Genomic DNA, 25,769 nt, shown 5'->3' with positions numbered 1-25,769 from the left:
CTATCAAGCAAATCTGTGTGAACACTCAACAAACATCGAGTTAGTCGTATAGGTAAGGAGGTGATCCAGCCCCAGGTTCCCCTAGGGCTACCTTGTTACGACTTCACCCCAGTCATGAACCACAAAGTGGTGAGCGCCCTCCCGAAGGTTAAGCTACCCACTTCTTTTGCAGCCCACTCCCATGGTGTGACGGGCGGTGTGTACAAGGCCCGGGAACGTATTCACCGTGGCATTCTGATCCACGATTACTAGCGATTCCGACTTCATGGAGTCGAGTTGCAGACTCCAATCCGGACTACGACGAGCTTTGTGAGATTAGCTCCACCTCGCGGCTTTGCAACCCTCTGTACTCGCCATTGTAGCACGTGTGTAGCCCTACTCGTAAGGGCCATGATGACTTGACGTCGTCCCCACCTTCCTCCGGTTTATCACCGGCAGTCTCCCTAGAGTTCCCACCATTACGTGCTGGCAAATAAGGATAGGGGTTGCGCTCGTTGCGGGACTTAACCCAACATTTCACAACACGAGCTGACGACAGCCATGCAGCACCTGTCTCAGAGTTCCCGAAGGCACTAAGCTATCTCTAGCGAATTCTCTGGATGTCAAGAGTAGGTAAGGTTCTTCGCGTTGCATCGAATTAAACCACATGCTCCACCGCTTGTGCGGGCCCCCGTCAATTCATTTGAGTTTTAACCTTGCGGCCGTACTCCCCAGGCGGTCTACTTAATGCGTTAGCTTGAGAGCCCAGTGTTCAAGACACCAAACTCCGAGTAGACATCGTTTACGGCGTGGACTACCAGGGTATCTAATCCTGTTTGCTCCCCACGCTTTCGTGCCTGAGCGTCAGTCTTTGTCCAGGGGGCCGCCTTCGCCACCGGTATTCCTCCAGATCTCTACGCATTTCACCGCTACACCTGGAATTCTACCCCCCTCTACAAGACTCTAGTTTGCCAGTTCGAAATGCAATTCCCAGGTTGAGCCCGGGGCTTTCACATCTCGCTTAACAAACCGCCTGCGCACGCTTTACGCCCAGTAATTCCGATTAACGCTTGGACCCTCCGTATTACCGCGGCTGCTGGCACGGAGTTAGCCGGTCCTTCTTCTGTAGGTAACGTCACAGCTGCAAGGTATTAACTTACAACCTTTCCTCCCTACTGAAAGTGCTTTACAACCCGAAGGCCTTCTTCACACACGCGGCATGGCTGCATCAGGGTTTCCCCCATTGTGCAATATTCCCCACTGCTGCCTCCCGTAGGAGTCTGGGCCGTGTCTCAGTCCCAGTGTGGCTGATCATCCTCTCAGAACAGCTAGGGATCGTCGCCTTGGTGAGCCATTACCTCACCAACTAGCTAATCCCACCTAGGTTCATCCAATCGCGAGAGGCCCGAAAGTCCCCCTCTTTCCCCCGTAGGGCGTATGCGGTATTAGCAGTCGTTTCCAACTGTTATCCCCCTCGACTGGGCAGATCCCTAGGCATTACTCACCCGTCCGCCGCTCGCCACCTCATAAGTAAACTTACTTGTGCTGCCGCTCGACTTGCATGTGTTAGGCCTGCCGCCAGCGTTCAATCTGAGCCATGATCAAACTCTTCAATTAAAAGTTTTGTGAATCCGAAGATTCGACTCAATGAATTCTGAATCGACTTAACTTAATAAGTCGTTGTACATATTGCTATGAACACTCACTCATTGATTTAAATTTTGATTACTCGCCAAACGACAGAGTAATTTCGATTAACTCAACACCTGTGAGTGTCCACACAGATTTGCTTGATAAATTGTTAAAGAGCGTTGACCATCGCCTTATCGCAAGTGATTTCAGCGGGTCAGGGCTGCGTATTCTACGCATTCCCGTTTTTGCGTCAAGTAGTTTTTGCAACTTTCTTTTCGCTCATCGAGGAGTAAATCACTCGATGAACTGGCACTTGAAACTGCGTATCGCTGTCTGCCGTGTCAGTGGATGCGCATTATAGGCAGCAGAACTTTTTACGCAAGGGCTTTTTTCGGTTTTTTTGATCTTTTTTCAATACATTCAGTTAGTCACAAAATACCCACTATTTATCCTCAAACTTATCCACAAAACAGATAAAAGTGGTTAGTTTTAGTGCAGTGATACTGGTTAGGATTTATCGCCGTAGGGTTTTATGGTTGGTGAAGAGTTAAAGCACTTATAAAGCGGCAGGTATGAAAAAGGCGACTATTACAGTCGCCTTTTAAAATGAGTTCACGTATTGAATTAGCTTAGCTTGCCGTGACACTGCTTATACTTGCGGCCTGAGCCACAAGGACAAGGATCGTTACGCCCCACTTTATCGCCATCGCGGATCATTGGCGTATGAGCCATCATCTCGTCGCTACCATCATCCCCACCTACTAAGGCTTCGGCTGCTGCGTGCTGATAGTCACGTTGGATCTTGGCATCTTCTTCACGACGACGAGCTTCCATCTCTTCTACGTCTGACTGTGCTTGTACTTGTACCTTAGATAGCACGCTAATGACGTCATGCTTTAAGGTCGACAGTAATTGCTGGAACAGCTCGAAAGACTCGCGCTTATATTCTTGCTTTGGATTCTTCTGGGCGTAACCACGTAAGTGGATACCTTGGCGTAAGTGATCCATTGCCGCTAAGTGTTCTTTCCACAGACCATCGAGGGTTTGTAGCATCACGGCTTTTTCGAACTGGCGCAGTACTGGCGCACCAACCATTTCTTCTTTTGCTTTATACGCATCAGACCAAGAAGTGATGATACGCTCACGCAATGTTTCTTCGTGTAAGTCGTCTTCTTTATCTAGCCATTCTTGGATTGGCAGTTTCAGCATAAATTCTTGCTGTAAACGTTGCTCTAATCCTGGCACATCCCATAACTCTTCCACTGATTGTGGTGGAATGTATTGATCGATCACCGCACTGATCACATCGTCTTGTATGTTTTTGATGGTGTCTTCGATACTTTCGGCATCCATCAACTCGTTGCGCTGTGCGTAAACCACTTGGCGCTGGTCGTTTGCGACGTCGTCAAATTCGAGCAGTTGCTTACGAATATCAAAGTTACGCGCTTCCACTTTACGTTGAGCGTTTTCAATCGCACGAGAAACCCATGGATGCTCGATTGCTTCGCCTTCTTCCATCCCCAGTTTCTTCATCATGCCTGAGACACGATCCGAGGCGAAGATGCGCATTAAGCTATCTTCCATAGAAAGGTAGAAACGTGAAGAACCCGCGTCACCTTGACGACCCGCACGACCACGTAGCTGGTTATCGATACGGCGAGATTCGTGGCGCTCAGTACCTAAAATATGTAAACCACCGGCGGCGACTACGGCATCGTGACGCTCTTGCCAGTCGGCCTTGATTTTAGCTTTTTGCTCAGCAGTTGGATTCTCGAGGGCTTCGATTTCCATATTCCAGTTGCCGCCTAACACGATGTCGGTACCACGACCCGCCATGTTAGTCGCAATAGTCACGGCGCCAGTACGACCCGCTTGGGCAACAATTTCGGCTTCTTTTTCGTGGAACTTAGCGTTAAGCACTTGATGCGGGATCTTCTCCTTCACCATCAAACGCGCTAACAGTTCAGACTGTTCGATGGAAACCGTACCCACCAATACTGGCTGACCACGTTCACGGCAGTCTTTAATGTCTTTAATGATCGCTTGGTATTTTTCATTAGCCGTGAGGTAAACCAGATCGGCCATATCCTTACGAACCATTGGACGGTTCGTAGGCACAACCACAGTATCTAAACCATAGATGTGTTGGAACTCGAACGCCTCGGTATCGGCTGTACCTGTCATACCCGCTAACTTCTCATATAAACGGAAGTAGTTTTGGAAGGTAATCGATGCCAGGGTTTGGTTTTCGTTTTGGATACGAACGCCTTCTTTGGCTTCAACGGCTTGGTGTAAGCCTTCTGACCAACGACGACCTGGCATAGTACGGCCAGTGTGTTCGTCAACGATGATCACTTCACCGTCTTGAACGATATAGTCAACATCGCGTTCAAACAGAGTATGAGCACGCAGCGCAGCGTTCACATGGTGCAACAGAGAAATGTTTGCCGCTGAGTAGAGTGAGTCGCCTTCGGCTAACATGCCGCGCTCAATCAATAGGTTCTCAACCTTCTCTTGACCACGCTCGGTGAAATGCACTTGTTTGGCTTTTTCATCGATGCTGTAGTCCCCCTCACCCACATACTCTTCAGAGTCTTCCTTATCTTGACGGATAAGATTCGGGATAAGCGTGTTGATCTTGATGTATAGCTCAGAGCTGTCTTCCGCAGCACCAGAGATAATCAATGGCGTACGAGCTTCGTCGATAAGGATTGAGTCGACTTCGTCGATCAGTGCATAGTGCAATGGACGTTGAACACGCTCTTGTGGCGAGAATGCCATGTTGTCGCGCAGATAGTCGAAACCAAATTCGTTGTTGGTGCCGTAGGTAATATCGGCGTTGTAGGCGTCTTTTTTCGCCTGCTGACCCAAACCTGCGACGTTAATGCCGACAGTTAAGCCTAAGAATTCGAACAGTGGGCGGTTATTTTCCGCGTCACGACGGGCTAAGTAATCGTTGACGGTAATAACGTGAACGCCTTTGCCGGTTAAGGCATTTAAATAGGCTGGCAGAGTTGCGGTTAAGGTTTTACCTTCACCGGTGCGCATTTCAGCGATGCGGTTACTGTCGAGCACCATACCACCGAGTAACTGTACGTCGAAGTGACGCATCTCGAACACTCGCTTGGATGCTTCGCGCACGGTTGCGAAGGCTTCCGCCATAATGCTCTCTAACGAAGCTCCGGCAGCTAAACGCTCGCGGAACTCGGCGGTTTTCGCCTTAAGCTGCTCATCGGTTAATTTTTCATAATCGGCTTCAAGCGCATTAATCTTATTAACTACTTTTTGTAACCCTTTGAGGGTACGGTCGTTGCGACTACCAAATACTTTTGTCAGTAATTTACCAAACATCTGAATCACTTATTTTCTGTAGGCCAAGTCCATGATGGAAACTAGAAGCCAATGTTTCAATTAACCTGCCTTGCGGTAGACAAACTTCTGTGGATCTATCTGCTGTCCGCCACGCAACACTTCATAATGCACATGAGCCCCTGTTGAGCGCCCAGTGCTTCCCATACTGGCGATGGTTTCGCCTTTCGCGACCACATCACCTACAGCTACTGACAAAGCTTTATTATGACCATAGCGTGTACGTAAACCGTTACCATGGTCGATTTCGACCAATTCGCCATAGCCAAACATATTCCCAGCCCAAGTCACCACGCCTGCAGCAGTCGCGACAACTTTAGCCCCTTCTCGACCGGTAAAATCGATCCCTTTATGCATGGTTCGACGACCGTTAAAAGGGTCATTACGTAATCCGTAGGGCGACGATAACCAACCTTTATCGAGTGGGAGCCCTGATACATAACGTTCAGCATCTATATGGTGGTTAGATGACACTGTTTCAAGTAGTGATAGTTGAACATTATTGTTGTCAATTCGTGACGCCAGTTTATCCATATCATCGATAAGCTGACCAAGTTCGATATTCGAGCCTAATTCGCTCAAGCCACCCACACCCACTTCAGAGGAGAAATCAAAGTCTTCATCCAATTTATTTTGTTTAGCGACTTGTTGACCTAAGGCCTCGAGACGGGTGATTTTGGCTTGCATGCGCGCGACATGGGTCGCAAGCATGGCTAGCTGTGACTCTGTGGCACTCTTTAGTTCTAAGACTTGCTTCTTTTGTTGTTCGCGTTGGATCCGATCGTTATCGACACTGGCTTGCTGATTTTCAAATTTAGCAGAGTTGTGTTGATAAATACCGGCACCAGTAGCCAACAATAGCATGGGAAGGAGCAACCAGCGTTTACTGGGTTGCCAGCGCGTGACGCCATTCCGACCTTGAATAAATACTGTTACACTCATAGCCTAATTCAGCCATCTTATTATCATATGAAAAAGCCCCCTCAGGATCTCAGCCAATTACTACATCTGTCAGGCACATTGCCCGATATAGCTGAGAAAGCGGAACTACTTTTATATCTGGATCAGCATGTGAAGCAGATTGTCGCAGGTCCTGTTGCGGAGCAGCTGAAAGTCGCTAATTTCCGCCAGGGTGTTCTTGTGGTTGAAACCACTTCGGCAGCATGGGCCGCACGAATTAATTTCCAAAAGCCGAAACTACTAGCGCAGCTTCAAGCAGAAACGCTCCCAATCCTTACCGCAATTGAAGTTAAAGTCAACCCGAGATTAGCATTGTATGACGCAAAGCCGAAACAGGCACACAAGCAACTCAGTCCAGCGGCGGCAGAACATATTGCTGCGCTTGCAGAAAATGTGAGCGGAACACTAGGCGAAAAACTAAAACGGCTGGCCACATTGGCCAGCCGTAATAAGTAAACATCAACCGCTATTAAGCGTAAACCGCGCCACCTGGCACAGTAAAGCTGACGGGAACATCGGCTTCTTTCTCAAAGCTCACCAGCTCCCACGCATCCTGCTGCGCCAATAAGGCTCGCACTAATTGGTTATTCAGTGCATGACCCGTTTTATAGGCAGTAAACTCACCAAGAATGGCGTGTCCTGCCACGTAGAGATCACCAAACGCATCTAAAATTTTGTGCTTAACGAACTCATCCTCATAACGCAGGCCGTCGGGGTTGAGGACGCGATATTCATCAAGTACAACCGCGTTTTCCATGCTGCCACCTAATGCTAGGTTGTTCGCACGCAGATACTCAATATCACGCATAAAACCAAAAGTACGGGCACGGCTAATGTCTTTAACAAAAGCAGAAGTAGAGAAGTCCATCACCACGTGCTGCTGACTACGAGCAATTTCAGGGTGAGCAAAGTCAATTTTGAAGTTGACTCTAAAGCCTTTGAAAGGCTTCAGCTCGGCCCACTTATCACCGTCTTCAACACGCACAGGGCGTTTAATCTTTAAGTACTTCTTAGGCGCAGCCTGCTCTTTAATACCTGCAGACTGAAGTAAGAAGACAAATGGGCTCGCACTGCCATCCATGATTGGGATTTCAGGCGCGTCCACTTCGATTACGGCGTTATCAATGCCTAAACCCGCTAAGGCTGCAAATAAATGCTCAATAGTCGAAATACGAATACCTTCGTCATTGACAAGTGCCGTGCACATAGTGGTTTCGCGAACTTGTTCCGCCTTTGCTGGAATAGCAACGGCAGGATTCATGTCGGTACGCACGAGTACGATCCCTGTATTGACTGGTGCGGGCATAATGCTCAAGGTGACCTTATTCCCAGAGTGCAAACCGACTCCAGTAGCCTTCACCATTTTTTGAACAGTTCTTTGAAATATCATTCAGTTACCCGTTTAGATTTCTATAATTAAGCCTAATATTTGCACACACAGCGGCGGCAAAACTACCACATAGGTACTACATAGTAACATAAGTTGACCATGTCATACAAATGTAGTCATTGGGTGGTACAGCCTCACAGAGCAAGGCACCACCCGACACGCTGGACTCAAATACCTGTTTTAGTCAGCTTGCTTACGCAAAAACGCTGGGATATCTAAGTAATCCAATTCATGCTTTGTTGAAGGTGCTGGCGCTGGAGCCGGTGCTGGCGATGCAGGTAACACGTTACCTTTTGGCGCCGCATAGCTCACATGAGTTGCTTCTTCGACATAGGCTTCTACTTTTGGTTCCACAACCACTGGCTCTGGACGTGGTGCTGGCTTAGAAACCAGTTGAATATCAGGACGCTTTTCAGCGCCGATACCAGTAGCAACCACAGTAACACGCAGCTCGTCGCTCATTTCTGGGTCGATCACCGCACCTACAACGACTGTCGCGTTGTCAGAAGCGTAAGCTTTAACATGGTTACCCACGGTTTCGAATTCTTCGATGCTCATGTCCATACCTGCGGTAATGTTAACTAACACACCACGGGCACCGGCTAAGTCGATGTCTTCTAATAATGGGCTGGCAACAGCCGCTTCGGCCGCTTCTTCCGCACGGTCTTCACCACGCGCAACACCAGTACCCATCATGGCATTACCCATTTCAGACATAACGGTTTTCACGTCCGCAAAGTCGACGTTAATCAGACCTGGGCGAGTGATAAGCTCGGCAATACCTTGTACTGCACCGAGTAACACGTTATTCGCTGCGGCAAACGCATCGAGTAATGACGTACCACGGCCCAATACTTTTAATAATTTTTCGTTAGGGATAGTGATTAACGAATCCACGTGCTTGGCCAGCTCGCTAATACCTTGCTCGGCATAAGCCATACGCTTCTTGCCTTCGAAAGGAAAAGGCTTAGTCACGACGGCAACCGTTAAGATGCCTTCTTCGCGAGCGATTTGCGCAACGACTGGCGCAGCACCTGTACCTGTACCACCGCCCATACCGGCGGCGATAAAGATCATGTCTGAGCCTTTGATCGCTGCACGAATGTTTTCGCGGTCTTCTTCCGCTGCGGCACGACCCACTTCTGGGTTGGCGCCAGCGCCAAGACCTTTAGTGACATCGCGACCTAATTGAATCGTTGAGCCAGCGCCTGATTTACGTAGCGCCTGTGCGTCTGTGTTGGTAACGACAAACTCAACACCTTCAATGTTGTGTTTGACCATATGTTCGACAGCATTACCGCCGCCGCCGCCAACGCCGATGACTTTAATCACCGCGTCGTCTGAGTGAGTGTCCATGATCTCAAACATTGTCTGATCTCCGTGTTGCCTGCGTTATTAAAATTCACCCTTAAACCAGCTTTGGACCCGATTCCAAGCACTGGTAACCCCTTGACGCTCAGGACGCTCGAATTGACGCTCAAGCACCCGTCTTGCACCGTAATGGAGCAATCCAACTCCAGTGGAGTAAATAGACTGATCCACGTATTCGTATAACCCTTTAACTGGCAATGGTGAGGCGACGCGAACTGGCATCCCAAAGGTTGCCTCCGCAATGTCCACCACGCCTTGAATCGACGCCGTACCGCCTGTTAGCACGATACCTGCGGCGATTTGATCTTCTAAACCACTGTCTTTCAGCTCCTTGAGCACTAACTCAAACAGCTCTTGATATCTCGGCTCAACCACTTCAGCCAGAGTGTGGCGCGACATGCTGCGTGATGGGCGACCACCAACCGAAGGCACTTCGATACTGTCTTCGCGGCTCACCATGGAGCTGCGCGCACAGGCGAACTGCACTTTAATTTGTTCAGCATGTGACGAAGGTGTGCGGAAAATCTTCGCGATATCGTTGGTCACTTGGTTACCCGCAACTGGCACAACCGCGCAATGACGCAGTGCACCATTGGTGTACACGGCGATATCCGTCGTGCCACCGCCGATATCGACGATACACACACCTAAGTCTTTTTCATCGAAGGTTAATACCGCATCCGCCGACGCAATGCCGGAGAACACTAAGTCATCAACCTTCAAGCCACAGCGTTCAACACTCTTAGTGATGTTCTTCGCCATATCATTGGCGCAGGTCACTATGTGTACCTTGGCTTCCATCCGCATGCCTGACATGCCGATAGGGCTGCGAATGCCGTCTTGTACGTCAATCGCGTATTCCTGTGGTAACACATGCAGAATGCGACGTTCCGTTGGGATCTTCACCGAGCGAGCGGTGTGGATCACGTTGTCAACATCTTCCTGCGTCACTTCCTCATCGTTAATCGACACCATGCCATTTTCGTTTTGGCAGGCGATATGTTTACCGGAAATGCTCAGGTAAACCGATGATACTTGGCAGTCTGCCATTAATTCCGCTTGATCGAGCGCGCGTTGCACACTGCGCACGATGGAGTCTAAATCGTTAACGCCACCCTTATCCATGCCCCTTGAAGGGTGGTTACCAAGGCCGACTATGCTGATTTCGCCATCGGGCAGAACTTCGCCTATGATCACTGCGACTTTAGAGGTTCCTATGTCCAATCCGACGATCAGATTTCTATCTTGGTTTTTGGTCATTAATTATCGGCTCTCTTGTTTGTGCATCGCCCCAGCCTACGGCCAACCCTGTGTCGTAGCGCAAATCCACTCTGGCAATCGGTTTATCTTGTTTCGCCAGTAACGGATAAACAGTGATAAACCTTTGTATCCTTGCCATTTTATCTTCTCGACCTAGGTCTAAAACAATACCGTTACCCAGTGTCGCGTGCCACGCATGACGTGGTGTCAAACTCAAATTGGCCAAGGTAAAGCCATTAATCTTCAATAGCGAGTTAACCTGCGCGTAGGCGGTTAACACTTCGGTCCCCATATCATCTGGCCCGGATAAATAAGGCAGATGCTCTAGCTCAGGATGCGATGGCGCTTCAAACACCTCACCATGCACATTGAGCCAAGCGGTACCATTCCAATGGGCGACCGGTTGTTGCTCCTGTAAATACACCCTGAGTTTCGCAGGCCATTCACGCCTCACTGACGCGCGATATACCCAAGGTAAGGCTTCTAACGCCTGTTGCACTAAGGTGATGTCTGCGCTGAAAAAACTCCGCTGCATTAAATCCTGTAGTGCAATTTGTATATCTCTATCTGTGGTGTAAGTCCGTTCACCTTTGATGGCCACCGCCTCAATGGGCAGCGTGCTGGCATCATTTAAAAACTTATGCAGTTGGTAGCCACCAAAGACAAAACTCCCAATGACTAACCATAAAAACCCAATTCCGCTCCACAGGTACCAATTAACCTGTGACATCCTCGCCCACCAGTGTCGCCTCTTATCACTCCAAGACACGTTTGTTTCCACCTTTCAACGACACTACTAAAAACCACAGAAAACCGGCCATTATATAGCGCTAAAACATCGGATCAACATTTCCTTTAAACCCAAGTTGTCACGCAATTCATCAAGGTTTTACCTCGGTTGTCACAGCCGTGCTAAAGCCTAATTCAGTGGCGGCTAACTGACGCGACAAGGCACCTATATTACCTGCACCTTGGGTCAACAATAAATCCCCTTCCTGCAACACATCGGGTAGCACTTCGGCTAACTGATCTGGGCTAGCAATAAAGATGGGGTCTAACTGCCCACGCAAACGAATCGAACGGCATAGAGCCCGACCGTCGGCGCCAGGGATCGGTGCTTCACCGGCACTATACACATCGAGCAATAGCAAGCAATCTACCTGAGACAACACTTCAATAAAGTCTTCGTACAGATCGCGGGTACGAGTGTATCTGTGTGGCTGATAAGCCATCACTAAACGTTTGTCAGGCCAGCCTGCACGCGCCGCTTTAATGGTCGCCGCCACTTCGCTGGGGTGGTGACCATAATCATCCACTAACATCACTTCGCCCTTTGGCGTCGCGAACTTGCCTAAGTGTTGGAAACGACGACCAATACCCTGGAATTCAGCCAAGGCTTGAATGATGGCGCTATCATCAATTTCATCTTCTGTCGCCACAGCAATCGCCGCCAGTGCATTTAATACATTGTGCTGACCCGGCAGATTAAGCAGCAGGTCTAAATCTTCTTTGCCTTTACGTCTGACGGTAAAGCGGCATTGGTGACCCTGCTGATGGAAATTCAGCGCCTGCACGTCGGCATCATCACTGAAGCCATAGGTGATCATATGACGACCTATACGCGGCATAATCTCACGCACGACTGGATCATCAATACAAACGACAGCCACGCCATAGAATGGCAGGTTATGTAAAAAATCCACGAAGGTCGATTTGAGCTTTTCAAAATCACCACCGTAGGTATCCATATGATCGGCTTCGATATTCGTCACTACGCTGACCATAGGTTGCAGATGCAGGAAGCTCGCATCACTTTCGTCTGCTTCGGCGATCAGGTAACGGCTAGTACCTAAGCGGGCATTGGTGCCAGCGCTGTTAAGTAAACCACCGATAACAAAAGTTGGATCGCGCCCCGCTTGACCATACAAACTGGCAATCAAACTGGTGGTCGTGGTTTTACCGTGAGTTCCCGCAATCGCTACACCATGGCGATAACGCATCAACTCAGCCAACATCTCAGCGCGGCGCACGATAGGAATACGCAATTCCTTCGCCGCAATAATCTCTGGATTCTCAGGATTAATCGCGGTCGAGACCACCACCACATCGGCTTGCTGCACGTTATCGGCGCCATGGCCGATATGAATTTTCGCGCCCAGCAGGCAGAGTCTGTCAGTCACAGCGTTTTGCGCAATGTCAGAACCACTGACAACATAGCCTTCGTTTACTAATACTTCAGCGATCCCGCCCATACCCGCGCCGCCAATGCCGACGAAATGAATACGCTTAATCCGGCGCATTTCAGGGATCATACTTCTTAGCTGTAAGTATCTTTCTGTCTTAGTCATACCTATCCTTTCTCGGCGAGAGCGATACACACTTGGGCCACCTGTTCGGTCGCATCCAACACGGCAACATCTCTCGCTCTTTGGCCCATACGGGCTAATTCTGCTCTGTCATTGGCGAGTAACTGTAATTTACTCACCAGCTTATTCACGTCCAAGATGGCCTGTGGCAATAGGAAAGCTGCGCCAGCCTCAACCAAAACTTGAGCGTTACGGGTTTGGTGATCATCCACCGCATGGGGATAAGGCACCAGAATACTCGGAAGTCCCACCGCCGCTAACTCGGATACCGTCAGCGCGCCGGCACGGCACAATACCACATCCGCCCAGCGATAGGCGGCTTCCATGTCATCAATAAATTCGGCAACGTTAACGCCGCCTTCTTGTCCTTGCTGTTGATAAGCCGACTTAACGCCCGTCAGATTATCCTTCCCCACTTGATGCCAAACCGTAATCGACTGCTGCTTACTCAGCGCAGCGACCACTTCTGGCATTAAGTCGTTAAAGACTTTGGCGCCTAAACTGCCGCCCACCACTAAAACTTTTAAGGCATCATCTGCGGCTTGCTTAGGTTCGGCACCTAAGGCAATAAGCTCGCGACGGATGGGATTACCCACCACCTTGGCCTTTACCTGAGTGAAGGTATTTTTAAAGGCACACAGTACTTGATTCGCAATTCGCGAGAGCAACTTGTTGGTCATTCCCGGAATGGCATTTTGCTCATGCAGCACTAAGGGCACGCCCGCCAATTTCGCCGCCACACCGCCCGGGCCACTGGCAAATCCGCCCATGCCCAGCACCACATCGGGCTTGAACTCGGCAATCACGGCCTTGGCTTGCAGAATCGAGCGCACGATTTTAAAAGGCGCCGCCAATTTACGTACTAAACCATTGCCACGCACGCCCTTGATGTCGATAAAATCGATATCGAAGCCATACTGAGGCACTAAACGCGCCTCCATGCGGTCGGCGGTACCTAACCAACGTACTTGCCAACCTTGCTGCGCTAAATATTTTGCCACCGCGAGCGCCGGGAACACATGTCCACCCGTGCCGCCTGCCATGACTAAAATACGTTTACCCGCGTCGGTCATTACTTCAATCTCCCTTGCACGGCCTGAACTAAACTCATGCGCCGCTCATAATCGATGCGCAGCAATGTCATTGCCGCCGCCGTCATGACCCATAGACTACTACCGCCGTAACTCACAAAGGGCAGTGTTAACCCTTTAGTAGGTAACATACCAATGCTTGCGCCCACATTAACGACGGTCTGGAAACAGATCCAAATGCCGATGGCATAGGCCAGATAACCTTCGAAGGCTTTGTCCATCGCCAGACATAAATTACCGAGGCGAATGGCCCTCAATGCCACAAACAGCAGCACGGATAACACAGCGATAATGCCGATAAAACCTAACTCTTCACCGATCACGGCAAAGATAAAGTCGGTATGTGCCTCGGGGAGGTACTCCAACTTTTGAATACTGTTACCTAGGCCCTGACCAAACCAATCACCCCGACCATAGGCCATCAGCGATTGCGTTAACTGATAACCACTGCCGAACGGATCCTGCCAAGGATCTAAAAACGAGGTTACCCGACGCATTCGGTAAGGCTCGAGCAATACCAGCGCCACGAAGGCTAAGATGCCGGCAAAGATCAGCGCGAAGAAGTCGAGCAGACGCGCCCCCGCGAGGAACAACAGTCCCACTGTGCCGACGAATAACACCACCACTGTTCCTAAGTCGGGCTGCATCAGAATCAAAATCGCGTAGATCGCAAATACCGCAATCGGCTTATAGAAGCCCTTAGCATTTTCACGCACTTCCTGATGCCGACGCACCAGATAGCCCGCCATGTACACAGAGAACGCAAACTTAGCGACCTCGGCCACCTGAATACGGATGGGACCTATGGATAACCAACGGGTCGCACCGTTGACTGTGGTACCGACTACCAGCACCGCCAGCAACATCAAAAACACGCCAAGCAACATGATGGGGCTCATCCGCTGCCAAGTTTGCATCTCGACTCTCAGCACAAAAGCGGCAATCACTAAGCATCCCAACAGATAACCCACATGGCGGGTCATAAAGTGGAAGGGATTGCCCGTCAAGGTTTGCGCCTCTGGCATAGAAGCCGACATGACCATGACAAAACCAAAGCCAATCAAAGACAGCACGGCCGTGAGCAAAGCCCGGTCGTACAATTGCACGCCCGGCACCTCGTTATCACGTTGCCAGTTAGGCAGTGCGTTCAGCACTCGCCCAAACAGGCTGAGCTGTCTTGCATCACTCGCCATCGAGTTGCTCCACTTGGCTTCTAAAATCATCCCCACGAGCCATAAAGTTGCTGTACATATCTAGACTCGCACAGGCTGGCGATAGGAGTACGATATCGCCCGAGGTGGCTAACTCGGCGGCCTTAGCCACTGCAGCAGCCATAGAGTCCACCTTGATGGCTCCTTCCTTCAATGCAGCTATCTTATTACCATCGCGACCCAAGGTAATGAGGTGTGTCACTTTCGTTAACGGCTCGACCAATGGACTGAAATCCGCGCCCTTACCATCACCACCGGCAATCAAAATAATGTCACCTAAGTGATCGCTTAATCCATCGAGCGCCGCGACGGTGGCGCCAACATTGGTCGCCTTAGAGTCGTTCACATAGGTCACGCCCGCTTTCACACCGACCACTTCACAGCGGTGAGAAAGGCCAGTAAAGGTGCGAGCCACTTTGGCCATAACTTGCTTATCCACACCCACCGCGTAGACCAAAGACATTGCAGCAAGTAAGTTGGCATGGTTATGACTACCAATCAGCGATACTTCGGTGATCGGCATAATTTCACTGTGTCCGTGGTAAATCTTGCTATCACAAATGCCCCACTCGTCGCCCTCGGGCGGCGCTAAACCAAAACTGTTTTGGTTCATCGGCTCAGTCGGGATAGTCAGCGCATCATCACGGTTAAAGATGATGGAGCGGCTTTGATGGTACAGACGCAGCTTGGCCTTGCGATAGGCATCCATATCGCTGTATCTGTCCATATGATCTTCGGTCACGTTCAAACAGGTCGACGCCACGCAGTTCAAACTGTGGGTGGTTTCGAGCTGGAAGCTCGACAGCTCAAGCACAAAAATATCGGCATTTTCCGTCAGCAGATCGAGCGCCGGAATACCAATATTGCCACCCACGGCCACCGCCATGCCGGCTTCACGCAGCATTTCACCCACTAAGGTGGTGACGGTCGACTTGCCATTTGAACCAGTAATCCCAATCACACAAGGTTTACGATCGGCAATCTCACGGGCAAATAGCTCCACATCGCCAATGACTTCAATCCCCATATCCAGTGCCGCGCGCACCTCTGGCGTGTCAATCGCAATACCAGGGCTGATAATGATTTGCTTTGCTTGCACTAAGTAACGGCAATCGAATCCGCCGGCAATCAGCTGCACCTCAGGGAATACGCTGGCAAGGGTATCCGCACCGGGAGGTTGGCGACGACTATCCATCACCAAGGGTGTGATCCCTTTTCCACACAAATAGCGCACTACCGAGAGCCCGGTGGCACCCAAACCTAACACTATGTGTGAATACTGACTTTGCATGAGCGATTACCTTAACTTCAACGTGGCTAAGCCGAGTAACACTAAGAAAATCGAGATAATCCAAAAGCGGACAATCACGCGTGGCTCAGGCCAACCTTTTAACTCATAGTGGTGATGGATAGGCGCCATGCGGAAAATGCGCTGACCACGTAATTTGTAAGAACCGACCTGCAGGATCACAGATACAGTTTCCATCACAAACACACCGCCCATAATCACTAATAGGATTTCTTGGCGAACTAGAACCGCAATCGCGCCTAAGGCTGCGCCTAAAGACAGCGAGCCCACATCGCCCATGAAGACCTGTGCTGGATAAGTGTTAAACCATAAAAAGCCTAGGCCTGCGCCCACAATCGCAGTACAGACGATCACTAGCTCACCCGAACCAGGTAAATGCGGAATATGCAGGTAATTAGCAAACTGAGCATGGCCAGACAGATACGCAATCAAGGCGAATGCCGCGGCCACCATTACTGTTGGCATAATCGCCAAACCATCGAGACCATCGGTTAGGTTCACCGCGTTGCTCGAGCCAACAATAGTGAAATACGCCAATACGATAAACACAGCGCCAAGCTGTGGCATCACGTCCTTAAAGAAAGGCACGACTAACTGGGTTTCCCCCGGGTTAGACGCTGTGGTGTAGAGGAAGAAAGCAATGATCAACGCCGCTAAGGATTGCAGAATATACTTCCAACGCGCGATCAGTCCCTTAGTATCTTTGCGCACGACTTTGCGGTAATCATCAATAAAACCGATCATGCCGAAGCTGCCTAATACAAACAGCATCACCCACACATAACGGCTACCGAGATCGCCCCACAACAGTACACTGATAAAGATGGCGCCTAAAATCATCAGGCCGCCCATAGTCGGCGTACCGCGTTTACTGAAATGCGACTCTGGCCCGTCGTTACGCACGACTTGACCAATCTGCATTAACTGCAAACGCTCAATCAGTTTTGGACCCCACCATAAACTAAACATTAATGCAGTTAACAAGCCTAAAATGGCTCGAAATGTCACATAGGAAAATACGTTAAACCCAGTATGAAAACGGGTTAAATACTCGGCCAGATACACCAGCATCTACACTAACTCCCCACGCCCGAAGGCTACTGTTAGGCCATCCACGACCCGCTCCATTGCGGCACTACGTGAACCTTTAACTAAAACCGTCACCTGTCCCGGCAACTGGTTGATGTGTTTTATGAGTTTTTCTACTAACGTCGCCACGCTGTCATGGTGCTCCGCCCCGAAAGCTTGGCTAGTGTGCTGAGTTAAGGTGCCGGTACAGAACAGAGCATCGATGCCCTGTTGCTTTGCCAGTTGTCCCAGTTCAGCGTGTAAAAGGGGCGCATTGTCGCCTAATTCGCCCAAATCTCCCAGTACCAAACAGCGATTTTCAGAAATTTCCTTTAACCAAGCGATAGCCGCCCCCACTGACACGGGATTGGCGTTATAGCTATCATCGATTAAGCGAACGCGTCCTAATTGAGTTGGTTGCATACGCCCCTTGACAGGGGTCAACTGGCTCAAGCCTTCGGCGATTTCCTTCAGGCTTAATCCCAAAGCAATACAAACACTTGCCGCAGCTAGCGCGTTGCTAACTTGGTGACGCCCCGCGAGAGGCAGAGTCACTTCGCAGGATTCTCCCGCGTAATTGAGGATAAAACGATAGCAACCTTCGCTATTGGCTTTGTGGCCAGTCGCAATCACATCGATTTGACGTTTAGCCGCGCCTTCCTGCTGGGAGAAGCTTAATTGCTTATATTGTTTCGCTTTCACCCGCATCACATCGGCAAAGGCATCATCGGCATTGATAATTGCCGTGCCGCCGGGTTGCAGATGGTTGTAGATTTCCGATTTGGCCTGAGCGACACCCGCCTGTGAACCAAAGCCTTCTAAGTGGGCGCTGCCAACGTTATTGACTAACGCTACGTGAGGACGCACCAAACTCGAGGTGTAATCAATCTCACCTTTATGGTTAGCGCCAAGCTCAAACACCCCGTATTTATCCTCGGGCGTTAAGCGCAGTAAGGTGAGTGGCACACCGATTTCATTATTAAAATTGCCAGCGGTGTAAAGCACTTGATGCTTAGCCGATAAAATTGTGGCGATCATTTCTTTCACGCTGGTTTTGCCATTAGAGCCAGTTAAGGCCACGCAAATGGGATCCACTTGGTCACGTACATAAGCGCCAATCGCGCCCATGGCTTTTTGGCAATCTGCAACAATAAGCTGCGGCACATCGAAGGCCAATTCACGTTCAACCAGCAGTGCAACGGCACCATTTTCAATGGCCGTGGCCGCAAAATCGTGGCCGTCGAAACGTTCGCCCTTTAAGGCGACAAACAGGGTCGCAGGGCCGATTTTACGGCTATCGCTGCTTAATGCTTGGATGGTGACATCATCACCGACTCGATGCGCACTTAAGTGTTGGCTCAGCGCCTCGAGAGAAATTGGGATCATTGGCTTTGCTCCGATAACTGACGTGCCAGGGCGCGCTCATCATAGTCATGACGCACACCTGCCGCCTCTTGGTAAGTTTCATGGCCTTTGCCCGCAAGCAGAATCACATCCCCAGGTTTAGCCTGTGCCACGACGCGTTTAATCGCCGCCACACGGTCAACCTCGGTCAGCGCACGCTCTGGGTGAGTCAGCCCTTGGATAATATCGGTAATAATTTGGTTAGGATCTTCGCTGCGGGCATTATCGCTAGTCACCATAATGCGATCGGCGCATTGCTCCGCCGCTTGTCCCATTAGCGGGCGTTTACCCTTATCACGGTCGCCACCACAGCCAAACACGCACCACAACTCACCCGCGCAGTGACGACGCAGGGCATTCAGCGCCTGCTCAATCGCATCCGGGGTGTGGGCATAATCGACGACTAAGGTGATGTTGTCCGCGGTAGTAAAACGTTCCATGCGGCCAGCCACGGGCACTAAATAAGGCACTTTAGCGGCCAGAGCACGCATATCCATGCCCTGTAAATACAAGGCGGATAAAGCAGCGAGTAAATTCGAGAGATTAAAGGCGCCTAATAAAGGAGAGCGAATGTCGATTTCGCCCTCGGGCCAGACTAATGTTGCCTGCACGCCTTGATCGTTAAATTGGGCATTCTTAGTGTAAAACGCCGCCTCGGGATGCGCTTCAATGCTAAAGCCCCACATCTTCGCGGGGACATTTGCCAGCTCGGATAACCAGGCGGCGCCAACGGGATCGTCGAGATTCACTAAGCCGTGACGCAGGGCGTCGAAACGAAACAGCATTTGCTTGGCCGCAGCATAGTTTTCCATATCGCCGTGGTAGTCCAAGTGATCACGGGTCAGGTTAGTGAATACCGCCACATCGAAGGGCACGGCATCAACTCGGCCTTGGACTAAACCATGACTTGAGACTTCCATCGCGCAGGTATTAACGCCTTTGTCTGCAAACTCATGTAGTTGGCGCATCAGGGTAATGGCATCGGCGGTCGTATTACCGCTATCGACTAACTCGCCCCACAGGCCATTACCGAGCGTGCCCATCACCGCCGCTTTACCCTCAAGTAACGTAACTAATTGCGCGCAGAGCTGACTGGTCGAGGTTTTACCGTTGGTGCCAGTGATCCCGACAATGCCCATGGACTGACCTTGGACAACGGGATAACGCACTGCGGCGACCGCAGACACTTGCTTCGCTAACTGATAGAAATAAATCTGCACGCCTTGCTCAGTCGCAATAACCTTGCCCTGTTCTTCAATGCTATCCGTATGCACTAACACCGCAGTCGCACCTTGAGCTAAGGCCTTATCGATAAATTGACGACCATCGACCTTATGGCCGGGCAACGCTAAAAACACATCGCCGCGACGTATTGCGCGGCTATCTAAAGTCAAATCTAAGAAGGTTTGTTCACCCGCGTAGGGGAACCAAGGCGCTAATAGATCCCTTAACAACATCATTCAGTTCTCCCGGCGAGTCCCGCCAATTGCACCTGTTCTTTATCGGAAATGGGTTCGACATTTAACATTTGCAATGCGCCTGACATCACCTTAGCGAATGCCGGCCCTGCCACTGAACCACCATAATAGAGATCGCCTTTCGGCTCGTTCACCACGACAACAATCGCGAGTTTGGGATTATTCACCGGCGCGACACCAGCAAATAACGCAACATAATCATCACCATAACCGCCAGCTACCGCCTTACGGCTGGTGCCCGACTTACCCGCAACGGGGTAGCCATCGATATGCGCAAGCGTCCCTGTACCGCCTTTTTCGGTCACGCCCACCATCATTTGCAGCACATCGTGAGCGACCTCTTGTGAGATCACGCGCTCACCTTCGGGCGGCTTTTTCAGTTTTAAAATCGATACCGGATATAAAGTCCCGCCATTGCCTAAAGTGGCGTACATCCGCGCCAGTTGCAGCGTGGTCGCCGTTAGGCCGTAGCCGAAAGATAAGGTCGCGCGCTCAAAATCAGACCAACGGTGGCGGTCTTGGATCAAACCGGCGCTCTCACCCGTGAGGTTAATCCCAGAGAAGCTGCCTAAACCCATGGATTGATAAGTGCCTAATAACTGCTGCACAGGAATCGACAGGGCGAGTTTACTGATCCCCACGTTACTGGATTTCGCCAGAATACGTGCCAGTGTCATATCGCCGTAGTTGGCCGCATCCCGTACTTGGCGACCGCCTAAACGCATCCAGCCCGGAGAGGTTGGGATCACATCGGTAGACTTAACCGTACCCGCTTCTAACGCCGCAGCAACCACAAACGGTTTAATGGTCGAACCCGGCTCGAAGGTGTCCGTCATCGCGCGGTTACGCATTCTGAAGGTTTGCAGATTGTCGCGCGAGTTGGGGTTATAGGATGGCGTATTCACCATGGCTAAGACTTCGCCAGTGTGAATATCGAGCACTACGATCGAGCCAGAGGTCGCTTGGTTCATCTCAGTCGTGCGCTTTAACTCACGGTAGGCAAGTTGTTGAATACGTTGGTCGATACTCAAGACCAGATCATTCGGGCTCTCGCCTTCCTGAACGATATCGAGACGCTCAACCACATGACCATCGCGGGATTTACGCACTTTTTGTTTGGATGGCGTGCCAGTAAGCCAACTGTTGTAAGCGTTTTCGACACCTTCAATACCGACATCGTCGATATTGGTAATGCCGATAAGCTGGGCGGTGATCTCACCACCGGGGTAGTAACGGCGTGACTCGGACTTTAAAAACACCCCAGGCAATTTCAGCTGAGTGATATAGTCTGCCACCGCAGGCGTGACTTGGCGTTTAAGGTAGGTAAAACGTTTGGTTGGATTGCTGCGCACCTTTTCGAGCACATCTTCCACGGGTTCGTGCAATACGTCCGCCAACGCTTGCCAGCGGCGCATATCGGTAAAACCATTGTTATCATTGACTTGTTTAGGGTCGGCCCACACAGCACGCACCGGCACACTCACCGCCAGCATATCGCCGTTACGGTCGGTGATTAAGCCACGCTGCACCTCACGACTGGTGGTACGTAATGTGCGCATGTCACTCTCGTGACGCAGCTTATCGGGCTCGATAATTTGAATATAAGCAGCACGACCCACAAGGCTCGAAAACATCGCAAATACAAAGCCAACCACGACGTATAAACGCCAGTGGATCAGTTGTGGCTTTTGCTTTTTGCTGGCCTGTTTGGTTTTTGCTTGCCTAGTCATATCTTCCCTATGTTCACGGCACCTTTACCACAACTTCTTCGCTGGGTAAGGGTCGACTCATGTTGAGATCCTTTGATGCAATCCGCGTGATCCGACTGTGCTCGGTCTGGGACTGCTCTTCCAATAATAAATTGCGCCACTCGATATCTAATCTGTCACGCTCCTGCAGCAGCTGATCCCATTGGGTGGTGAGCTTACGGCTCACATGGCTGGTATAGACCACAGCCACAGCATTACTGAGCACGAGCAGTGCGAGTAACAAGATCCATTTGTGTTGCCACAGGTCGTTTAATACTATCCGTGGCAGATTTAATGAGGGCTTACTCACTTTGTTTGCCCTCTAGTAATCTAATCGCTCGGCAATGCGTAACACTGAGCTGCGCGCTCTGGCATTGCGTTCAATTTCCTCATCGGAAGGCATAATCGCCTTACCTATGGCGCGCAATTTACGCGACTTGTTAATTTGATCTTCGGTGATTGGCAGACCGTGAGGCACGCTCTCACCTTGGCTATGGCGACGAATAAAACGTTTTACGATGCGATCTTCCAGTGAATGGAAGCTGATAATCGATAAACGTCCCTGTGGCGCCAGTACGGTTAATGCACCTTCAAGCGCTTGATCAATTTGATCTAATTCACTGTTGATATAAATACGGATCGCCTGAAACACCCGGGTTGCTGGGTGTTTGTTACGCTCTTTATTTTTGGTGATCCGCGCAATTAAATCGGCTAAATCCTTGGTGCGTAAAAACGGGGTTTTATCACGGTCAGCCGCAATACAACGGGCAATATGGCGCGCATTTTTCTCTTCACCATAGGTTTTGAATACCCACGCCATATCTTCAATTTCGGCGCGCGCTAACCACTGAGCAGCGGTTTCGCCTTGGCTATTGTCCATGCGCATATCGAGCGGGCCATCGCGCAGGAAACTAAAGCCACGTTCGGCATCATCGAGCTGCGGAGAAGACACGCCTAAGTCGAGTAACACACCATCAATCTTGCCAACCAGACCAAGCTCTTCGACGTAATCTGCTAACTGGCCAAAACCGCCATGTACAATTTGAAAACGGGGGTCATCGGCGAATTGTTTTGCAGCTTCAATGGCTTGAGGGTCACGATCGATCGCAATCAGACGTCCATTTTCACCCAGTCTTTGCAGCACTTGTCTTGAATGACCACCGCGGCCGAACGTGCCATCGATATAGATGCCATCGTCTTTAATGTTCAAACCGCCGACCGTTTCTTCGAGCAGAACGGATAAATGGGCAAATTCTTGACTCATTACTCTCTTCTTATTTAGTTATGCGACTCGTTAGAGTGAAAAATCCGCCAGACGCTCGTTATTCGCGAGCTCCTCGCTTCGAATCGTTTCCTGACACTCATCAATTTGCTGCAGCCAAGCTTGCTCATCCCACAGCTCAAACTTGTTTAACTGTCCCACCAGCATGATGCGCTTATCTAAATTGGCGTATTGCCTTAGCGGTGGTGGCAGTAATATGCGCCCGTTACCATCAAGTTCCACCTCATGGGCATAACCCAGCAACATGCGCTTAAGGGACCGTTGGGTTTTGTCGGTATCTGAAAGCTTGAGTAACTTAGCTTCGATCAATTCCCACTCATGGATGGGATAAAGGAGTAAACACGCAGATTGAATATCAACTGTGATGACGATGCGGCCTTGGTGCTCTAGCTGCAAAGGTTCGCGGTATCGCACTGGAATAGCGATCCGTCCCTTTGTATCTAAGTTGATAGCACTGGCTCCACGAAACACGCTAATTCATCCTATCCTTTGATTTTTGATCCACAAATATCCACTATTTCCCACAAATGCTAAGTTTAGGGATAGTAGACAAGCATTGTCAAGGGATGGGATCCTTTTATAAAGCCAGTCGGCAAGCGGGTTAGCAGCATGTTGAGCCCATCACTTAGCGACAAAGTTTTGACAAAAAGATCAGCGGAAAATCGGCTAAACGGCGAAAACCACGGGAATATAAAGCGAACAAAAAAGCAGCAGCCTTTTGCTTTCAGGGAGTTGCAATGAAATATTTGCCACAGGGTTTCTGTAAATATGGGATTTTCCCGTGTGAAAAATCACACTGGACTCACAAGAGGCAACAAAATAGACTCATTTTTTACATTCGCATTGGCTTATAGAGCGTCAATTTCTAGCATAAATCGCTGAAATTTTATTTTCAGTTGCGGATTTATTCTGCAATTTAGGGATGCCTTTATTTCACGATTGCGAGGAAGATCAAAACTCCCGCGGGACTAACTCAAAGAATAACGCTATGACAGCTACTCAAATCCGAACCTGGCACAAGTGGTTTGCGCTACTTACCGCGATTCAATTGCTGCTTTGGTTAGCCACCGGCGCTTATATGGTGTGGATGGATATCGAATTTATTCGCGGTAAGCCACTGGTAAACAAAGCAAACATGGCTATGTATCAAGTAGATGCGCCCGCCTTCAGCTTTACGGACTTAGTCAAAGCACATCCCGACGCGACGGATATTAGTTTGTACGCTAATCAAGGCGCACTCTACTATCGCGCCTATGTCGCGGGAAAATTGCAGCGCTTTAGCAGTGAGACGGGAGAAGTATTACCGCTGCTCGATAAACAACAGGCGCTCGACGCCGCACAGCGAGTCTATACGGGTCAGGCTAAATTTATCGGCTCGACCCTCATTGAGCAGAACGCTCCGAGTGAAATCCCAGCCCGCGCACTCCCCGTTTGGCAACTGACGTTAGACGATGCCATGCATTCGACGCTCTATATCTCGGCAGTCACAGGGCAACTGGTCAGCGCCCGCCATGATTATTGGCGGCTCTTCGATGTAATGTGGATGCTGCACATTATGGACTACGAAACCCGAGAGAATGTAAACAATCCTTTACTCACACTCATGAGCAGTCTCACCTTGTTGACGGCACTCTTTGGTATCACCTTGACTTATATCAGTTTTAGAACCAAACATCGTGAGGAACGAGTATGAGCCTCCCGACACTTCGCTATACCAGCATCACTGCCACCAAACATCCCATCAGCCTAATGTTGCAAACCATACATAAATGGCTGGGGCTTATCGTTGGCCTACAATTATTAATTTGGGTCGTGACAGGACTCGCCTTTAACCTGATTGACGAGCGTTTTTTGGATGCGAACCCATATCGCACCACACATAAAGCTGCGAGTCCCAATACATCTCTCGCCCCCACTGCTAGTCTGCTGCAACAATATCAAGCAGAAGGCATTATCGAACTTAAGCTAACCTCAGTGCTCGAACGCGGCGTATATGCGCTCACCACAACTCAACAAACTCGCTGGTTTTGGGCGGACTCACTCCAACCGCTATCCTTGAATGATGCCGAGATACTCGCTATTGCCAAACAGAGTTACTCAGGCCCAGGTGAACTCAGCGCACCGCAAATCCTCACCGACGAAACGCCATTAGACGCCAGTGGCCCAGTTGCTATGCTGACAGCCGCGGACGAAGTTGGAACGCGGATTTATATCGATACCGCTTCGGGTGCGGTTCTGGCCCACCAAAATCGCCAATCGGCTCTCAAGGATCTGCTCTTTATGCTGCATTTTATGGACTACGCTCCCAATAATGGCATCAATTTTAATAACTTATTGGCACAACTTGTCAGCATTGCCGTGCTGTTGTTAGGTCTTTCGGGGATTTACATCCTTGGGCATAAATTCCATCAAGGTCAGTTATCGCTGCCGTTCTTGAGACGCAAAAACACCAGTGGAAAACTGACGCTTTTTACTCAAGACGCTCAGCCGCTCGCCGAATTGTCAGACCTTAGTGGCAGCTATTTAGAAAGTATTAATCGAGAGAGTGAAAGATTAAGAACCCAATGTGGCGGTGGCGGACGCTGCGGCCTCTGTAAACTCAGGTTTGTCGAGCAGGCGCCCAGCCCCAATGATTATGATCTGGATAAACTCACCGCCGCTGAGCTAGCACAAGGTATTCGCCTGAGCTGCCAACACGAGGCGCATCCTGGCAAACTGGAGTTAGCCACCAAAGCCCAGCACAGATATTGGCCACAGTCCAAGCACTAGAGAGTGTCGCGTACAGGCTTAAATCGGCGTATAGTCTAAATATTAAGCAGTTCCCGCCGATAAAAGGTTAAGCGGTCATAAA

At 50.1% G+C, this 25,769-nt stretch carries 20 protein-coding genes and 1 rRNA gene; 3 read left to right on the top strand and 18 right to left on the bottom strand.

Annotation, left to right across the window (positions count from 1 at the left end; all coding sequences use genetic code 11):
- Positions 1-53: 53 nt before the first annotated feature.
- The 3 genes from CF168_RS02065 to CF168_RS02055 form a co-directional block, all read right to left on the bottom strand.
- A 16S ribosomal RNA gene (locus CF168_RS02065) occupies positions 54-1,596 on the bottom strand.
- Between the two features lie 639 nt (positions 1,597-2,235).
- A complete protein-coding gene (gene secA / locus CF168_RS02060; protein WP_011624291.1) occupies positions 2,236-4,962 on the bottom strand; it encodes a preprotein translocase subunit SecA in 2,727 nt (908 codons plus the stop codon).
- 60 nt (positions 4,963-5,022) lie between these two features.
- Positions 5,023-5,922 carry a M23 family metallopeptidase gene (locus CF168_RS02055; RefSeq protein WP_011624932.1) on the bottom strand — a complete coding sequence of 300 codons (900 nt, stop codon included), beginning with the start codon at positions 5,920-5,922 and terminating at the stop codon, positions 5,023-5,025.
- A 27-nt stretch (positions 5,923-5,949) separates the two neighbouring features.
- Between CF168_RS02055 and CF168_RS02050 the strand changes: the two genes are divergently transcribed.
- Entirely contained in the window at positions 5,950-6,396 is a 447-nt protein-coding gene (locus tag CF168_RS02050) for a DUF721 domain-containing protein (protein WP_011624931.1), read from the top strand.
- A 13-nt stretch (positions 6,397-6,409) separates the two neighbouring features.
- Here CF168_RS02050 and lpxC read toward each other — a convergent pair whose 3' ends face one another.
- From lpxC to mraZ, 15 genes are all read right to left on the bottom strand, one after another.
- Positions 6,410-7,330, bottom strand: coding sequence for a UDP-3-O-acyl-N-acetylglucosamine deacetylase (lpxC, locus tag CF168_RS02045; protein ID WP_011624293.1), 921 nt, complete (start codon positions 7,328-7,330; stop codon positions 6,410-6,412).
- A 180-nt stretch (positions 7,331-7,510) separates the two neighbouring features.
- The gene (ftsZ, locus tag CF168_RS02040) at positions 7,511-8,698 is read right to left on the bottom strand and encodes a cell division protein FtsZ (RefSeq protein WP_086903078.1); all 1,188 of its coding nucleotides are present in this window, start codon (positions 8,696-8,698) and stop codon (positions 7,511-7,513) included.
- A 27-nt stretch (positions 8,699-8,725) separates the two neighbouring features.
- The gene (ftsA, locus tag CF168_RS02035) at positions 8,726-9,961 is read right to left on the bottom strand and encodes a cell division protein FtsA (RefSeq protein ID WP_011073897.1); all 1,236 of its coding nucleotides are present in this window, start codon (positions 9,959-9,961) and stop codon (positions 8,726-8,728) included.
- Complete coding sequence (locus tag CF168_RS02030) at positions 9,942-10,691, bottom strand: cell division protein FtsQ/DivIB (protein ID WP_011624930.1); 750 nt, start codon at positions 10,689-10,691, stop codon at positions 9,942-9,944. The genes ftsA and CF168_RS02030 overlap by 20 nt, the downstream gene beginning before the upstream one ends.
- 151 nt (positions 10,692-10,842) lie before the next feature.
- Entirely contained in the window at positions 10,843-12,309 is a 1,467-nt protein-coding gene (murC, locus tag CF168_RS02025) for a UDP-N-acetylmuramate--L-alanine ligase (protein WP_037422821.1), read from the bottom strand.
- A gap of 2 nt (positions 12,310-12,311) precedes the next feature.
- Complete coding sequence (gene murG, locus CF168_RS02020) at positions 12,312-13,400, bottom strand: undecaprenyldiphospho-muramoylpentapeptide beta-N-acetylglucosaminyltransferase (protein WP_089066800.1); 1,089 nt, start codon at positions 13,398-13,400, stop codon at positions 12,312-12,314.
- Entirely contained in the window at positions 13,400-14,611 is a 1,212-nt protein-coding gene (gene ftsW / locus CF168_RS02015; protein WP_089066799.1) for a cell division protein FtsW, read from the bottom strand. Before ftsW ends, murG begins: the two co-directional genes overlap by 1 nt.
- Positions 14,601-15,920, bottom strand: coding sequence for a UDP-N-acetylmuramoyl-L-alanine--D-glutamate ligase (gene murD, locus CF168_RS02010; protein WP_089066798.1), 1,320 nt, complete (start codon positions 15,918-15,920; stop codon positions 14,601-14,603). Before murD ends, ftsW begins: the two co-directional genes overlap by 11 nt.
- A 6-nt stretch (positions 15,921-15,926) precedes the next feature.
- Entirely contained in the window at positions 15,927-17,009 is a 1,083-nt protein-coding gene (mraY, locus tag CF168_RS02005) for a phospho-N-acetylmuramoyl-pentapeptide-transferase (protein ID WP_011624300.1), read from the bottom strand.
- Positions 17,010-18,392 (bottom strand): UDP-N-acetylmuramoyl-tripeptide--D-alanyl-D-alanine ligase, encoded by a 1,383-nt coding sequence (locus tag CF168_RS02000; RefSeq protein WP_089066797.1) that lies wholly within the window; start codon positions 18,390-18,392, stop codon positions 17,010-17,012.
- Entirely contained in the window at positions 18,389-19,870 is a 1,482-nt protein-coding gene (gene murE, locus CF168_RS01995) for a UDP-N-acetylmuramoyl-L-alanyl-D-glutamate--2,6-diaminopimelate ligase (protein WP_089066796.1), read from the bottom strand. The genes CF168_RS02000 and murE overlap by 4 nt, the downstream gene beginning before the upstream one ends.
- The gene (locus CF168_RS01990; RefSeq protein ID WP_089066795.1) at positions 19,867-21,618 is read right to left on the bottom strand and encodes a peptidoglycan D,D-transpeptidase FtsI family protein; all 1,752 of its coding nucleotides are present in this window, start codon (positions 21,616-21,618) and stop codon (positions 19,867-19,869) included. Before CF168_RS01990 ends, murE begins: the two co-directional genes overlap by 4 nt.
- 13 nt (positions 21,619-21,631) lie before the next feature.
- Entirely contained in the window at positions 21,632-21,946 is a 315-nt protein-coding gene (gene ftsL, locus CF168_RS01985; RefSeq protein WP_011624304.1) for a cell division protein FtsL, read from the bottom strand.
- Positions 21,947-21,958: 12 nt separating this feature from the next.
- Entirely contained in the window at positions 21,959-22,900 is a 942-nt protein-coding gene (gene rsmH / locus CF168_RS01980; protein ID WP_011624305.1) for a 16S rRNA (cytosine(1402)-N(4))-methyltransferase RsmH, read from the bottom strand.
- Positions 22,901-22,930: 30 nt separating this feature from the next.
- Positions 22,931-23,389, bottom strand: a complete 459-nt coding sequence (mraZ, locus tag CF168_RS01975) for a division/cell wall cluster transcriptional repressor MraZ (protein ID WP_011624306.1) — start codon at positions 23,387-23,389, stop codon at positions 22,931-22,933.
- Between the two features lie 517 nt (positions 23,390-23,906).
- Here mraZ and CF168_RS01970 point away from each other — a divergent pair.
- Together CF168_RS01970 and CF168_RS01965 are read left to right on the top strand one after the other, a co-directional pair.
- Positions 23,907-24,611, top strand: a complete 705-nt coding sequence (locus CF168_RS01970; RefSeq protein WP_089066794.1) for a PepSY domain-containing protein — start codon at positions 23,907-23,909, stop codon at positions 24,609-24,611.
- Positions 24,608-25,687 carry a PepSY domain-containing protein gene (locus CF168_RS01965; RefSeq protein WP_089066793.1) on the top strand — a complete coding sequence of 360 codons (1,080 nt, stop codon included), beginning with the start codon at positions 24,608-24,610 and terminating at the stop codon, positions 25,685-25,687. Before CF168_RS01970 ends, CF168_RS01965 begins: the two co-directional genes overlap by 4 nt.
- Positions 25,688-25,769 lie beyond the last annotated feature (82 nt).

The organism is Shewanella bicestrii (assembly GCF_002216875.1).
Classification (GTDB): Bacteria; Pseudomonadota; Gammaproteobacteria; order Enterobacterales; family Shewanellaceae; genus Shewanella; species Shewanella seohaensis.
This window is presented reverse-complemented; position numbering and strand designations above follow the sequence as displayed.